The following is a 15,367-nucleotide window of genomic DNA, read 5'->3' as shown; positions in this document are numbered from 1 at the left end:
GCCGGCATCCGCCAGCTGCTTTCGAAGAAAAATCGAAAAAATATAAAAGCAAGTGGAGAAAAACAATTTGTTTTTCTCCACTTGCTTCATTTTAAAGACTTATCAGACAAGCCCTTTATCGGTCAAAAAATCAATAGATGCCTTTCCAATTAATGCTGATTAAAGAACACTTCTTCAACTACTTTTTTCGCAGACTCGCCGGACTCTAAATAACAAAACCGTTTATAAAAGTTCTCAAATGTCTCTGGTAAGGCAAAATGTTTATTCTCAAAATCATGAATGGCCTCGATAACTTCGTCAGTTGACTTAACAAGCGGGCCAGGTGCATGTTTTTCAATATCAAAATAGAATCCGCGGAGTTTGGTCCGGTAACGGTCAATATCATAACAATAAAAGATAATTGGCCGCCTTAAATTAGCATAATCAAAGAAAACCGAAGAATAATCAGTGATTAGCAAATCCGCAACTAAATATAAGTCTCTAATATCTTCATGGTTTGAAAAATCATATGCGAACCCTTTATATGGCGTTAAATCGAAATTTTCTGCGATAAGGTAGTGCATCCGCAAGATCACAACATAATCATCGCCTAATTGTTCTCTCATTTTGACAAGGTCCAAATCCAAATCAAATTTATAGCAGCCTTTGCTGTAGAACTGATCGTCACGCCATGTCGGGGCATAAAGAATGACCTTTTTATCTAAAGGAATGCCGTATTTGCTCTTTAATTGGCTGATGTTTTCTTGGTTATTATTTGTATATAAATAGTCATTGCGCGGATATCCTGACTCAATCATCTTTTTGCGAAATTTGAATGCGCGGCGAAAAATAATTGTTGAGTAGGCATTAGGCGAAACTAAGTAATCCCATCGTCTGGCTTCGCGAGTAAAGTTTTTCTTGTATTTCTTAGTATTGGTTCCCGGCATATGAACTTCATCCATGTCATTGGCTAGCCTTTTTAAAGGCGTACCGTGCCATGTTTGCAAGAAAATCGTATGCTTAGGTTTCGGGAGCCAAAGGGGCATGCGAGTATTGATCACCCAGTAGCGTGCCCTGGCCATAAGAAACAGCCATCGGATGGAAAACTTTTTGACGTACTTTAAATTTTTATTTCTGAACGTGTTGACATGCCTTTTGTCAGCACTCCAATACATCTTATATGCCGGGTGATGTTCTTGCAAATATTCATAAATAGCCCTTGGATTATCACTGTATTGTTTTCCATGGAAACTTTCAAACATAATAAGGTTTTTCCTTGCCGGCAACCGTCCAACTAATTTAAATGCATTTTTATATAGTTTCTTTACTTTTGGGCCACGTTTAAATTTAATTATTTTGGAACGCACTTCGCCCAAAAAACTATAATTTGAAACGGCAAGGGATAAATTTAGGCTTTTTGTGTTTTTTAAAGTAAATCTTTTCTTTTCTGCTGCCTTTTTGAGGACAACCGTATCAATGAGCTTTGATCCATCTTCTTGATACTCTATTTTCAGCGGCGGACTTTCTAATATTTCACCTTTATTTTCGTTGCTCAATTCTAATTCTATGCACACTCTTAATGAACTCACGTCTGAGGGAATATCGACGTTGCGCAGGTCCAGATCAATTTGAAAACCAGACCATTTAAAATCTCCGTGCTTATAGTTATCATCAAGATCGTTTCGCTCTATATTTTTGGCAGCAAATTTTCCTTTAAAAATGTCATTTCCTTCGAAATCATCGTTTGAGTCTCTTAAAACAACCCTTTTAATAATATCTTTGTCGTTTCGAACATCCCATAAAGGACAAAAAGCATAACCGCTCAAAGAAAGGATGCCTTTTTTGCTCAAACATGCTTTTTCAACCTTCGCAATGACGTTTGTTTCCAAAGTTTTGAATGAAACATTTCCTTTATTCGTCGTATAAGGGACAAGAAGCCTGTCCGCTGTCTCAAAGTAAACGTAAAAAAACTCCAATTCCTGAACGCCGCTTTTTACCCTATATTGTTTTTGATTATCTCCATAGTCAACACAAATATAAGCATCCCATAGCGCATCTTCAACGGCTAATTCGGGATGAGATAAAAGGTCGATCTTCCCTTCAAGATAAAGAAAGTCGCTGTCCCTTGTCATTGTATATAAAGGAAACGATATTTCTATATTGTTTTTCCGGTCAATTAAAAGAAACATCTTATTTGGATCAAACGTTTCAATATACTCGATATCTACAGGGACATGCAAACGCAGGCCCAATTGAATATACAAAAAGCCATCTCTTAACTCAATATGGTGAAGAGTACGATGCTTCATCTCCTGCAAGGATTGAGGTAATTTCATAATAGGGTACTCCTCTCAATCAATACATACAATCCATAATCATTGATGAAAACAGACTTTCAAATATTAGTTATAAACTATACTATACCGATAGCAGATCTTTTTTTATTTTAGTCGTTGAAATTCCCTCTGTCCTAGGCAAATATACAACTTCGCAATGGTCTTTAAGGAAATCAAATTTACCTTCCCAGTCATCTCCCATGACAAAAACATCTACGTTATGTTCGATTATATCGTTGACTTTCTGTTCCCAGTTATTCTCAGGAATCACTTCATCGACATATCGAATAGCTTCAAGAATGAACTTTCTATTTTCATAGCTGTGGTATGCTTTTTTATTTTTAAGCGCATTAAATTCATCTGTCGACAAACCAACGATTAAATAATCGCCTTGTTCTTTAGCTCTTTTCAATAAATTAATATGACCCCAATGAAGTAAATCATAAGTGCCATAAGTGATTACTTTTTTCATTAAGAAATCTCCCTTTTTTAGATTCTTCCGCCGCTTTTCAGACACAATGGATTTTCTAACAGATCTATCAAATCGACATCAACATCATTATTGAGTTATTTTTATTCAAACAAGGTAGAAAAATTTCTACATTAATTGCTAAAATAAAACATAAAGATATTATAAGATGAAATGATTATTATTTCAATTACTGATTAGATTTAAGAAACTAGGCTGTCTAATGATATATTTTTTTATAAATATTGTAACCTAAAAGCAAGTTAAATCCTTAAATATAAAAATACTTCCATATTTGATCCTCTCACCGCTTAACACCCTTGCAATTATGATTCATATACATTTTTGTCAGTATAGGATGGCTTGAATCGCGGAGCTATTGTGCTAATGGGAGTTGATAAATATCCGAAATATTAGTTATTTCTCAGTCATTCGTTTACAATAGAAGTTGGAACATATTCATAAAAAGCGAGGGATATTTAATGGAAGCTTCTTTTTTCAAAAATAATCGCGAGAAATTATTAGAAAAAGTTGAAGATCGTTCAATAACGATCTTATTTGCCGGTACGGCCCCGCACAAAACAGCAGATGAAGAGTATCATTTTTCCCCGAACCGCAATTTTTATTACATAACAGGCATCGATGAACCAAAAGTGATTTTTGCTGCTTTGAAATTTAATCATAAAACTGAAGCATATCTATTTATTGAAAAGGCCGATCCTGTACTTGCAAAATGGGTGGGAGAGAGTATTTCAAAAGAACAAGCACAAGCTGCTTCAGGCATTGAAAAGATCAAAGAATTAGATTCATTTGATTCTTTTATTCAACAACAAATGCTGCTGCATCCTTATGAACACCTGTATCTTGACTTAGAACGGCGGCATACACATGCCAGCACGCCGGCACATGCCTTTGCTCAAAAAGCTGCAGAGCTCTATCCTTATTTACAATGTCATGATTTATACCATCAGATTTGTGAACAACGCCTCATTAAATCAAATGAAGAAATTGAAAATATAAGAGAAGCCGGACGCATAACATCCGAAGGCATTAAACTTCTCGTGAGCCATGCCAGACCAGGAATGAAAGAATATCAGCTTGAGGCGTACTTTAACTTTGCTTTAAAAACGCAAGGCGTCACAGATGTTGCCTTTAAAACGATTATTGCCAGCGGAAAAAACGGCACCGTCCTTCATTATTCTAAGAATAACAGCACCGTAAATGACGGTGATCTCGTTCTTCTTGACCTTGGTGCACAATACAATTATTACAGCGGTGATATCAGTTACACGTTCCCGATTAACGGTAAATTCACTGAACGGCAAAAGCTCTTCTACAATATTGTATTAAAGGCGCTTAGAGAAACAACAGCACTAATCAAACCAGGAAGAAAGTTCTCTGACCTCAACGAACATACTAAAAAGGTTCTGGCTGAAGAATGTCAAAAAGTCGGTTTGATTGAGAAAGCTGAGGAAATTAGCAAGTACTACTATCATGGTGTCAGCCACTCTCTTGGTCTTGATACTCATGATGTCGGCAATTATAGAGAATGTCATCTTGAACCGGGCATGGTCATCACTATAGAACCCGGATTATATATCGAGGAAGAAAGCATTGGCATACGAATTGAAGACGATGTTTTAGTTACTGAAGACGGCTATGAAGTGCTTACTAATGATCTTCCGCGCACTGTTGAAGAAATTGAAGCCTTTATGGCAGATAATAATGAATAAAATAGGGAGTATCCAAAAAGTCAGGCCGCTGACTTTTTGGATACTTTCGACCTACGGAACATCATCATGCCGAAGGACAACGATATTTACCCGGCGGTTCATCGCTTTATGCTCTGGGGTATCGTTTTTTACAATCGGCTTATACTCGCCGTACCCTACAAATTGCATGCGGCTTTTCTCAAGCCCATCATGCTGAACGAGATATTCTATGACCGATTGGGCCCTTGCGCCGGAAAGTTCCCAATTGGATCGAAATCTTGAACGGCTTCCTATCGGCGTATTATCCGTGTGCCCTTCAATGCTAATATCATTTGGAACGTTTTTTAAAATCTGTCCAACTTTATGAAGAACCGGCTTCGCCTGTTCTTTTAAACTGGCGCTCCCCAAATCAAATAAAATATTATCTTTAAAAGTTATTCGAACGCCTTTAGGAAGATTTTTTAAGGTTATATCTGAATTTAAGCCGTTCTTTTTAATGAATTGGTCCAATTTAACATAAAGTTTATTAAGCCGTTGGTTATTCTCTTCTTCCTTCTTTTTATATTTGTTATCTTTCTTTACAGTTTCCTCCGGCATCATAAAGGATGATCTTTGAGCAGATTTTGTTGCTTCATCCAAAGCCGCATCACCTTTAAATGCCGTATGCAGCGAGTTGATAAGCGCATTAAATTTCTGATTCTGAACTTGGCTCATAGAATATAAAACAACAATAAAAACGAGCAGGACAGTAATGAGGTCGGAATAAGTGATCATCCACCGCTCATGATTTTCGCCTTGTTCATTCTTTTTTTGCCTTCTTTTCTTCATTGGCCGCCTCCGCCTTTACTTGACGTTTCAATAGGCAGCTGACGTTTGTCTTCGGCCAAAAAAGCCATTAATTTTTTCCGCAAAATCGTTGTATTCTCACCGTTTTGAATAGACATTAACCCTTCAACTTGGATATCTCTGATTAATAGTTCTTGAGCGAGCCGGGCTTTTATCTTATTAAAAAGCGGCAAATAAAAAACATTAGCGCTCGCTATTCCATAAAGCGTTGCAATAAAGGCAACCGCTATAGACGACCCTAAATTCTCGGGATCGTTCAAACTCCCCAAGACTTGGACTAGCCCCATAACAGTGCCTATAATCCCCATCGTCGGCGCAAAGCCGCCTGCTGCCTCAAAAATCCGCCCAACTGATAAAATATTTTCTTCGTAAAGTTCGATATCCTTGTTAAGGATATCCTCAACCATTTCAGAATCGACTCCATCAACAATCATCTGTATGCCATTCGATAGAAACTCATCATGCTCATATAATTCTTTTTGGGCTTCTAAAGCCAGCAGCCCTTCACGTCTTGAAATATTCGCCATCTCTGTTAATTGCTCTATCACTTCATTAGGCTGAGAAGATTTATCGAAAAAGGCGTATTTTAATATGAAAGGAATCTTTTTCAGCGCCCCAAATGGAAAACTTATAATAACAGCACCAATGGTTCCTCCAAAAACAATCAGAACTGCAGTCATTTGGAACAAGGAGCCGATCGATCCTCCTTCAAGAAGGAATCCAAGAATCAAAGATGCGATGCCGACAATAAAACCAATGACCGTAGCAAAATCCATCACATACACCTCTTATCTGACAGTCTATTTATTTTATCGGTTAAATGCCGGCTGCTTTTTACAAAAAAAGCGGGGTTGTCCCAAAAGTTCAAGGTAATGACTTTTGGGGCAACCCCTTCGTATTGTTCTAATTGAATAGAGACAGCCGCGTCAAAGCAAAATCAAACCGGGAATCTGCGGCAGAACCCTATAACATATGATTAACTTGTGTTAAAGGCTTTGAGGATAGGAAACAATCATTTCAACATTGCCATTGAGCTTGAAAGCATCAATGCCGGCTGGAATAATTAAATGATCGCCTTTTTTTAATTGATAGGCTTCGCCATCAATATGCATGCTTCCTTTTCCGGAAATAACACTGGCTAATAAAAAGGGCTGATCCTTTGTTATTTCCGCATAGCCGCGAATATCCCAATGATGTACAGCAAAATACTTCTCAGAAACCAGCGCCTTGAAAACAGCCTCTGATTCTTGATGAATTTTATACGTCAGTTCTGGATCACAATGGGGATATTCCGCTACATCAATTGACTGATCAATATGGAGCTCCCGGGTTTTTCCTGAGGCATCTTTGCGGTCATAATCATAGACACGATAGGTAATATCCGAGCTTTGCTGCGTTTCAAGAATCATGATGCCGCCGCCTATCGCGTGTATCGTTCCGCTTGGCACATAAAAAAAATCACCCGGCTTTACTTTTACACGGCGAAGCAGTTTATTCCATTGACCCTTTTCAACCATTGACCGGAAATCCTCTTTTGACTGAGCGTGATGGCCATAGACGATCTCCGCTCCCTCTTCGCAATCGATAATATACCAGCATTCCGTCTTTCCATACGGCTGGTTTTCCTTTTCACGGGCATATTCATCATCAGGATGCACTTGAACAGACAGATCAGTTTTGGCATCAAGTATTTTAGTCAGTAATGGAAACTCACCGTGCGTATCGGAGCCAAACACTTCAGGATGATTCTTCCATACATAGTCAAGCGTTTGCCCTTTTAAAGGACCATTTTTAATTTTTGACGGTCCATGAGGATGAGCAGAAATACCCCAGCATTCTCCTGTTGTTTCGGCAGGGATATCGTATCCAAACGCCTCTCTCAACCTCGTTCCTCCCCATATTCTATCTTTAAAGGCTGGTTCTAAAAATAGTGGCACGTAACTCATCGAATTCCTCCTAAGTAAATATACCAAGGTATAAAATTATCTCAAAAAATTCCCCTGCTATAAAGTTAAAAGCATTGCAAGCCTTTAGCCGGTTATCCTTTCATGTTTTCCCTTTTGATCATCATTTGAACGGCCAAAAAGCAGCTTTTGAAAGAAAAGGCCAATCAGTCTAAGGCATAGATATACTATAAAGAAAGCAATTAACCATTGAGGCTGGCTGTATCCCCAAATTCATAACTCCTCTGCCTGTTATTTTTTGCTCAATGTCGATCACAAATACAAATAGAATTGTAAACATTTAAATAAAGGAAATGACCGCCATGCTCTATCGCGGTATCATTCTGAAAGCGACTTCTCCTTAAATACATATTTTGCATGATCACCCCTCAGCTGACAATAGCTGATACTTCTTTACATAAAGAAACCCGCCATTCCAGCGGGTTTCCTAAAGATTATCGTTCTCCTAATTGTTCCATAATCATATTATGAACTTTTTGTTTTTCCTGGTCGCCGACAATAAAATAGTAGATGCCATTGATTTTAGTTCCTTGACCTTTTAATTCATAATTTTCTACGTTATTTTTAACACCTCGGTAATTTTCTGCAATGCTCTTCATTTCATCAAACGTTAAGTTCGTTTTCACGTTTCCTTGTATCGCATCTAAAATATTATTGTATCTGGAAACTGAAGAAATGCTGGATGCTTTATTGACAATGGCCATAATGACATCGCGTTGACGTTCATTTCGACCAAAATCGCCGCGCGGATCAAGGTGCCTCATCCGAACATAACCAAGCGCTTTTGCTCCATCTAATTCTATATTCCCTTTTTTATAATAATAGCCCTTTTTGTAATATCCTTCATCATGCCAGCTAATATTGTTATAGACAGTTACGCCGCCTACGGCATCAACCAATTTAGATAATCCTTCCATGTTCATTTTAATATAGTAGTCAACCGGCACATCCAAGAATTTTTCAACTGTATTCATTGCCATTTCAGTACCGCCGTAAGCATAAGCGGCGTTGATTTTATTAATCGTACCGCGGCCGGCAATTTCGGTTCGTGTGTCCCTTGGTATGGACATCATGACCATTTTATTCGTCTTAGGATTTAATGTCATATAAATTAAAGTATCTGAGCGGCCGCGATCGTTCGGACGTTCATCTACACCCATCAGCAAAATTGAAATAGGCTTTTTATTACTTAATGATGTTGTATGATTTCCGACTGGCTCATAAATGTTATTGGCTGTTGACTTGACCGAATGGTAAAGATAGTAAGCATAAGATACGCCGCCAACAACAATTAATAAAATAACAACTCCTAAAGTAATCAACACTTTTTTCATCTTTTTTCTTCCTTTACTGTTAATTAAGATAAAAAGCATGTCAAAGTTTTGTTAGTCAACTTGGCTATTGACATAGCCTTTTGATCAAGGAACTATCGGTATTCTTGTTTTCTATTAAAGGTTTCATTTCTAGTATTATACAAATGCGTTAAAATGCTACACCTTTTTTTATAGTATCATAAGGATGCCAAAATAAAAAGCACATAATTAAAAAGTTTTAAATACAATTTTCAACTAAATCACGCTGCATATCCTTAATGAGATAAATTGTAATAAGAGGCTATTAATCTATCAAACTAATGATCAACAAAAAAAGACGGAATAACTCCGTCTTTTTTATACAGATGGCAGCTAAAGCTGCCAAAATAATGTTAACAGTATGAGCTTAACTAGGCGGCTGCCCTGCACCTTTAAGAGTTGGCGCAAGTCTTGTTTTCTTTAGTGTTGGTTAATAAACTCCTTAAATTGTTGAGCAATAGCCGCAATTTTAACCGCCCATGCATCATCTGTTGCATATTGATGCCAACTGTTGTCATTTCTTAAGTTATCTAGTGTCGGCTGTGTATAAGCAAAGTTTGTACGATACAGATGGCGATCAACGTAGTTCCTGTCAATCCATATAGCGCCGGCAATGATACCGCCTGATGGCATGTTAAATGTGTAAGCGCCTTGAGCCGGCTGTGAATCAATTGCGCCAATGCCGTAGAAATTATACTTATTGCGCACAATGCCGGATGTTCCCCAGCCAGACTCTAATCCGGCATGAGAAACGATATAAATCACATTTAATCCGCTTTCCTTCGCGGCTTTAAGAAACGCATCGCCCATTCCGGTCATCAATGTCTTTCTTCCGCCCGTTTTGCTGTAAATAAACGCATTGATTTGTGCGCTTGTTACATTACCCTTCGTTTTGTTCAATGGTGTAAAGATGGTTATGTCGTTCGTTGTTTGGCCGACTTTATCAAATTCATATCTAATTAAGTTATATCCTTGATTGTCGCCGGCGCTTAAAGCTCCCCATATCCAGCCTTCCTGTCCATTGTCTTTACGAATGTGATGCCATCTTGAATACCTTCCAGAGGTGATTTTTTGTTCTAAGACTTTAACCTTTGATCCTTCAGCCACAGTGCCAATGCTCTTATAGTTTGTACCCGGGCCAGATCTGATGGTTCTTGATTCTTTAACATACCACCAGTCATTTGTTAAGTTCTTTGCTAGATAAGCAGATTGAACCCAGCCTATTTTTCCGCCGCTGGTTTTAATCTTTGCAGCATATTGATTGACATCAAGGACGTTGACTTTATCACCATAAGTCAAATTAAATAAAATATTTTGTTTTGTCCAATTTGATAGATCGATAAAGCTCGCATAAACTGGTAATTGGAAAGAAGAAACATATTGCAGACCAGAAAGATTCGGGGAATTAGACGAGGCCTGTTTGACTTCAAATTTTAATTTCGCCAATCCGGCTGCTTCATAATAATCTACCTTAATGTCATGTGTGCCTTTCGTTAGGGTAACTGTTTTACTTCTTAATTTATATTTGCTGCCAACCCATGAGTCAATGACAGGCGTGTTGTCTACATAAACCCTAACACCGTCATCTGCCCATACATTAAATTGATAGTGATCGGTTGAAGGAACAACAAGCTTCTTCTTAAATTCAGCGGAAAAATGATCATTAGGGATCTTTTCGCAAGGCGAACCTTTTCCCCAGTCAAAGTTTATATCCTTAATTGTTTTTAAAGCTTCTTTTCCGCCTAAAATGTACGGTGTTCCGCTTAAATCAGTATTTGGATATACTTCACCTAGCCAGCCGCCGCTTGTTATTTGGCTGTCGTAAGGACTTATCCATACATTTAATCTGCTTTCCTGCGCCTTATCAAAGTATTGCACTTCTATCCAATGAACATCCGGATTTGCGGATTTATTGTTATTGATATGTATTTTTGCGGCATCTTCACGGTATTTGCTTGCCGTCCAGCGATCAATGACGAGTTTGCCGTCAAGATAAACTCTGACGCCGTCATCCGCGCGGGCTCTTATAACATAATCCCCTGGCGAGAGATGCTTCGCTGTAACATATCTCGCAGAAAAGTTATCGGCCTGCACCCCGGGCATTGGTGAATGCCGCCCTAAATTTTGATATACAGCTCCTGCAGCATTCGGCTTAATCACTTGCGCTCTAACCGGTTTGCCTTTCAAATCTTTGTTGTTGTAATAATAGGCCAGCCAGGAATCAAAAGGCACGATATCTGAATAAATGGCAGCTTCACCGGTATTTTCATAGTAATGCGTTTGTATGCTGTGATAGCCTTTAAGATTTGGCAGAATGGCCCGGTCAATTGCGCCGGACGAATCCGTCCACCGATTAATGGCATTTTTGCCGTCAACAATCATTTTTACCCTGTCATCAGCAAGTGTTTGAATAAAGTAGTCGCCGTTTAATATTTGCGATTGGTCAAACAAGGCTGAAAAATGATCATTCTGTATGCCCGGTGCCGGACTGCCCTTTCCCCAATTAAAATGGACAAAAGGTGTCTTTTTAACAAAATGATCTTTGGCATCGGCAGCTCCTGCGTATCCGAACAAAAAGATGAAAAATACCGTTATCATCAGCCCAATATTAAATTTTCGACTAAAAGCTATCTTTTTCACCCCCTACATTTTTATTATCGGCTGCTGAGAGGTAATTTTAATAGATTTATAAAATTTTTATGATATTGTTTTCTAAATACAACAACACGGAAGCTTTGGCCGCAGCTAAGCTTCCGTGTCATCATGGTTAGAAATTCGGCGGGTGCTGTATCTTAAGGGCAATGCACCTGCATCGAACTTGCTTTTAAAATGTCCATATATCTTTCCGGCAGTATAAAAAATAGTTAAGTTTTTATCTTAACAGACGCAAAATCAAGCTGATAATGATGATAAGGATAATGGCTCCAATCATCGATGGTATAATTGGAAAACCGCCGATAACCGGTCCCCAGGAACCAAGTATTAATTTGCCGAGCCAACCGCCGATTAGTCCCGCAATAATATTTCCAATAACGCCTCCGGGAATATCTTTACCGAGCACTAACCCTGCCAGCCAGCCGATAATCCCGCCTACTATGAGCGACCAAATAAAAGATAGCACCATTATTCACTCCCTTGCATATCTAACAATACATTTTTCTGTAGTTTATCCAAAACACCTTTTACAGAAACAAAATGACGTATTGTTTGGTTACATCAATCATATAACATCTTAAATAAACGTTTAATTAATTAACATTATTCGCTGGTGCTGTGCTTTAACGGCGCATAAAAGCGGATAAAACCTCTTTCCGCGGCTCTGAACAGCAGCAGCATCAGCGTTGTTATGATTTACATTATGATATGATAGCATAAATGAAAAAAATCAGGCGGAATAACAAAAAGCAACCGCCTGATATTAACTAAACTGTATTTTATTTATCTTTAAAATACTTGGAAAGGCCTTCTGTTATGCCTTCTGCTGCTTTTTCTTGATAATCCGTTGTCATGACTTTTGATTCTTCGTCGCGATCAGATAAAAAGCCGAGTTCTATTAAAATCGCTCTCTGTTTATTTTCTCTTAAAACATGATAGTCGCCAAATTTGACACCATCATCATTTAACCCGGTCTTATCAACCACTGACTTTTGAACTGAACGGGCCATGCTAATTTCTTTATTCGGATAATAATAGAATGTCATAATCCCTGTGACATTATGCTGTTTCGCTGAGTTAAAATGAATGCTGACAAACGCATCAGCATGATGTGTTTCACTGTCCGAAACTCTATTGTCCAAGCTGACATAATGATCTGTTTTTCTCGTCAAATATACATGGGCACCTGCCTTCTCTAATTGTGAAGCAACAAGAAGCGATGTTGAAAGCGTTAAATTTTTCTCAAGAACACCATCTATGCCTGTTGTACCATCGTCATCTCCTCCATGCCCCGGATCGATAACAATCCGCTTTCCTTTAATCCCTTTTAGGCCCGCCGGCTTTTTATCATGATGTTCAGAAGTAATCGATATGGTGTTGTCTGCTTTTGAGACAAGCCAGTTTGCAATCCAGCCAACAGTACCGTCTGGCAGCTGGACTTTAAGCCATTGTCCTGTTTGATCCAGGACATCTAATTTCTCTCCCGCATCCCGCTTTGTAACAATGCCGTAACCAGTTCCCGGACCAAGCCGAATGTTAGTCCCGTCTTTAATAATGATCACTGACTTTTGCTCTTGTTGTTCAGCATCTTTATGATCATCTAATGTTGTTTCGCTGCTGTTCTCATTGTCTGGTGCTGTTTCATCATTATCTTCAATCGCTGTTCCATCTTGTTCATCCGATAAAATATTATTAATTTGTTCAGTATCTGATGATGAATGGTTTTTCTTTTTGGAAGATGCCTTGTCTGCTGATTTATTTTTAGAGGCGTGTTTGTTATGGCCATCTTTCTTGACTGTTCCGTTTCTATCCTTATTGTCTGAGGCTGATTGCTTATTGCCTTCGCTATCTTTAACAATATATTGCGAGGCAACCCAACCTTTTCCGCCGGGATACACAATATGAGCCCATCCATATGACTCTTTAATCACTTGAACATTTGTACCGCTTTTAATAGAGCCAATTTGCTTTGAAGCATTATCGGGCTGACTTCGTACATTTAAGGATGGTACAACAACTTGATAAGTCTCTCCTTGGTCCGCCTCTGCTTTTGGATGCCAAACAATGCCTCCAAGGAGTAAAGCCAGACTTACAATTAGCAGTTTAATAGATCGAGACAATGGTTCACCACTCCTACTCTATTTTGTTAAATATATTATTTGGCACTGAACAACCATTTCCTTTCTCGAAAACCTTGCTATTTGGTCGAAATAAAAAAACTTATTTGCAGAATTCAGGTGCAAAAAAAATAGAATGATGGATCATTTTAAGCATCCATCATTCTAAAGTTAGTTTATGCCTTTAATACAAAGGGGTTGTTTTCGACGGCATTTTAATAAATGTAAAATAAATCAAGCATATCATACTGAGATATCCGTATAAGGGATACAGCGTAGAGATTAAAAGGCCGTAGCTGATTTGACTGAAAAAGAACATACAGACGAGAATCATTAACGTAATGGTGACCTGTTTAAAGGGAACGAGACTGCCAATTTGCCGGGATAATCCAAATACATTGCCGATGAACGTGGTAAAGATCTCACCATAAATGACAAAAATGAAAGCGAGATGAATACCGAATCCAAAATATTTAACAATTTCTCCAATTGGAATTTCATAACCTATGGCATGCTGATTATTCAATAAGACGAAATGCGCTGACAATAATAAAACCGTAAAACCTATGCCTCCAAATATGCCTCCCCATTTAAGAACCCTTTCATCCTTAATCTCTCTTCCAATTGGAACAATTATCGCTAACGTCGATACAAGGTTAAAACCGACGTAAGATAATGCGCTTACCAACCAGTATAATCCGCCAGGTGATGGAGCTGTCCATTCAGGAAGAAACATTCGAAAACCATGAGTCATAAAATGGTGCCATAACGATGACATTGTAAACAGAAACATGATAGGGACAACCAATGAATTAATTGCAAATACCCCTTTTAATCCTTTTAATAGAAACAAAAAGCATAATAACATGGTGATAATCAAACCCAATTGTTTTGACAAACCGAGCTGTTCACGAAATACCGCTCCCGCCCCTGACAGCATCACTGAGGTTGTACCAATCAACATCAAAAAAATAAACAAATTAATGACTAACCCCACCCGGCGCCCAAACACTGCATCGTTCAATTCCTTATATGAATAAGCGTTGATTCGGTTAGAATATATCAATAATTTCGTTCCCAAAAATGTAAAAAAGAGACCGCTAATAAGTATCCCTAATGTTCCGAGTGAGTTATACTGGGTAAAAAACTGAACAATTTCCTTACCCGTTGCAAACCCAGCTCCAACAATCGTTCCGATAAAAGTCGCAGCAACTTGAAAAATTAACTTGATCTTATTCATGCGATTCCCCTTTTCATCCTAAACAGCCTTGTCTGACATATTCTATTTGTATTAGTGTCTTGTCCGTAATATGTATGATGAAATGCCGCGTATTATTTTTTAGCCCATTATCCAGTCGCTGCAGGCTTTTCGTTTTTTCCCCTAGCCTAGGGATATAAAAAAGCGCCCGTTTAAGAGCGCTTTTTATTAGGTTACCAGCACCAAGCGGCACCTATGATAATCAACAAGATAAACAAAACAATGATGAGCGCAAAGCCGGCGCCGTATCCGGCCCCGCCTCCGCAGCCGCATGCTCCGTCAACGTAGCCCATTAATCTGTCACCACCTTTTCCTAGCCTGATACCATTGTATGTGGATTTAGTTTTTTTGGTACTAGACATGTGCTGATATTTATATTTAAGTTATTATTTGAGTTTTCCATTTAAGCACTTTCATGACTTGATTTAAAGTTAAAACTTTTTTATATTTTAATGCAAATGTTATCTTTTTGTTTCCTTTCTGTAACGATCATCATGTAACATGTTGAATTAATGATATTCTCCAGCTGGCGTTCCACTCGCGTGTGGCACGTCTTTTTTTATACCTTGCTTTATCTTTTTATTAGGCTCTACAATATTTGTTGGGGTATGAGAAAAATTAAAACAAAAAAATACACGCAAGCTCCTTAATCCTTTACACTTGAATTGTCCCGAAACAA

The 15,367-nt window shown here is 38.3% G+C and carries 12 protein-coding genes; 1 reads left to right on the top strand and 11 read right to left on the bottom strand.

The genetic code is table 11. From position 1 onward, the window contains the following. Positions 1–149 precede the first annotated feature (149 nt). Together JOD45_RS15720 and tagD are read right to left on the bottom strand one after the other, a co-directional pair. Complete coding sequence (locus JOD45_RS15720; RefSeq protein ID WP_205004865.1) at positions 150–2,315, bottom strand: CDP-glycerol glycerophosphotransferase family protein; 2,166 nt, start codon at positions 2,313–2,315, stop codon at positions 150–152. 82 nt (positions 2,316–2,397) lie between these two features. Next, positions 2,398–2,787 carry a glycerol-3-phosphate cytidylyltransferase gene (gene tagD / locus JOD45_RS15715; protein ID WP_205004864.1) on the bottom strand — a complete coding sequence of 130 codons (390 nt, stop codon included), beginning with the start codon at positions 2,785–2,787 and terminating at the stop codon, positions 2,398–2,400. 479 nt (positions 2,788–3,266) lie between these two features. Here tagD and JOD45_RS15710 point away from each other — a divergent pair, with 479 nt between their 5' ends. Continuing rightward, a complete protein-coding gene (locus tag JOD45_RS15710) occupies positions 3,267–4,517 on the top strand; it encodes an aminopeptidase P family protein (protein WP_205004863.1) in 1,251 nt (416 codons plus the stop codon). Between the two features lie 51 nt (positions 4,518–4,568). On the opposite strand, the gene JOD45_RS15705 is transcribed toward JOD45_RS15710, so the two are convergent. The 9 genes from JOD45_RS15705 to JOD45_RS15665 form a co-directional block, all read right to left on the bottom strand. Next, on the bottom strand, positions 4,569–5,324 hold the full coding sequence (locus JOD45_RS15705; RefSeq protein ID WP_205004862.1) for an OmpA family protein: 756 nt from the start codon (positions 5,322–5,324) through the stop codon (positions 4,569–4,571). Beyond that, entirely contained in the window at positions 5,321–6,118 is a 798-nt protein-coding gene (locus JOD45_RS15700) for a flagellar motor protein (RefSeq protein WP_205004861.1), read from the bottom strand. The genes JOD45_RS15705 and JOD45_RS15700 overlap by 4 nt, the downstream gene beginning before the upstream one ends. A 210-nt stretch (positions 6,119–6,328) precedes the next feature. After that, the gene (gene manA, locus JOD45_RS15695; protein WP_205004860.1) at positions 6,329–7,288 is read right to left on the bottom strand and encodes a mannose-6-phosphate isomerase, class I; all 960 of its coding nucleotides are present in this window, start codon (positions 7,286–7,288) and stop codon (positions 6,329–6,331) included. Positions 7,289–7,740: 452 nt separating this feature from the next. Continuing rightward, positions 7,741–8,640, bottom strand: a complete 900-nt coding sequence (locus JOD45_RS15690) for an LCP family glycopolymer transferase (protein WP_239549323.1) — start codon at positions 8,638–8,640, stop codon at positions 7,741–7,743. 438 nt (positions 8,641–9,078) lie between these two features. Beyond that, positions 9,079–11,232 (bottom strand): PA14 domain-containing protein, encoded by a 2,154-nt coding sequence (locus tag JOD45_RS15685; protein WP_205004858.1) that lies wholly within the window; start codon positions 11,230–11,232, stop codon positions 9,079–9,081. A gap of 298 nt (positions 11,233–11,530) precedes the next feature. Then, positions 11,531–11,782: a GlsB/YeaQ/YmgE family stress response membrane protein gene (locus JOD45_RS15680; RefSeq protein WP_205004857.1), complete on the bottom strand. Its 252-nt coding sequence runs from the start codon at positions 11,780–11,782 to the stop codon at positions 11,531–11,533. 310 nt (positions 11,783–12,092) lie between these two features. Further along, positions 12,093–13,433: an N-acetylmuramoyl-L-alanine amidase family protein gene (locus tag JOD45_RS15675; protein WP_205004856.1), complete on the bottom strand. Its 1,341-nt coding sequence runs from the start codon at positions 13,431–13,433 to the stop codon at positions 12,093–12,095. A 181-nt stretch (positions 13,434–13,614) separates the two neighbouring features. Then, positions 13,615–14,670: a YkvI family membrane protein gene (locus JOD45_RS15670; RefSeq protein WP_205004855.1), complete on the bottom strand. Its 1,056-nt coding sequence runs from the start codon at positions 14,668–14,670 to the stop codon at positions 13,615–13,617. Between the two features lie 191 nt (positions 14,671–14,861). After that, on the bottom strand, positions 14,862–14,981 hold the full coding sequence (locus tag JOD45_RS15665; protein WP_205004854.1) for a YjcZ family sporulation protein: 120 nt from the start codon (positions 14,979–14,981) through the stop codon (positions 14,862–14,864). Positions 14,982–15,367: the final 386 nt, after the last annotated feature.

This window comes from Scopulibacillus daqui (assembly GCF_016908855.1).
Taxonomy (GTDB): domain Bacteria; phylum Bacillota; class Bacilli; order Bacillales; family Sporolactobacillaceae; genus Scopulibacillus_A; species Scopulibacillus_A daqui.
Note: the sequence above shows the minus strand (reverse complement) of the source record. Positions and strands in the feature narration are given on the sequence as shown.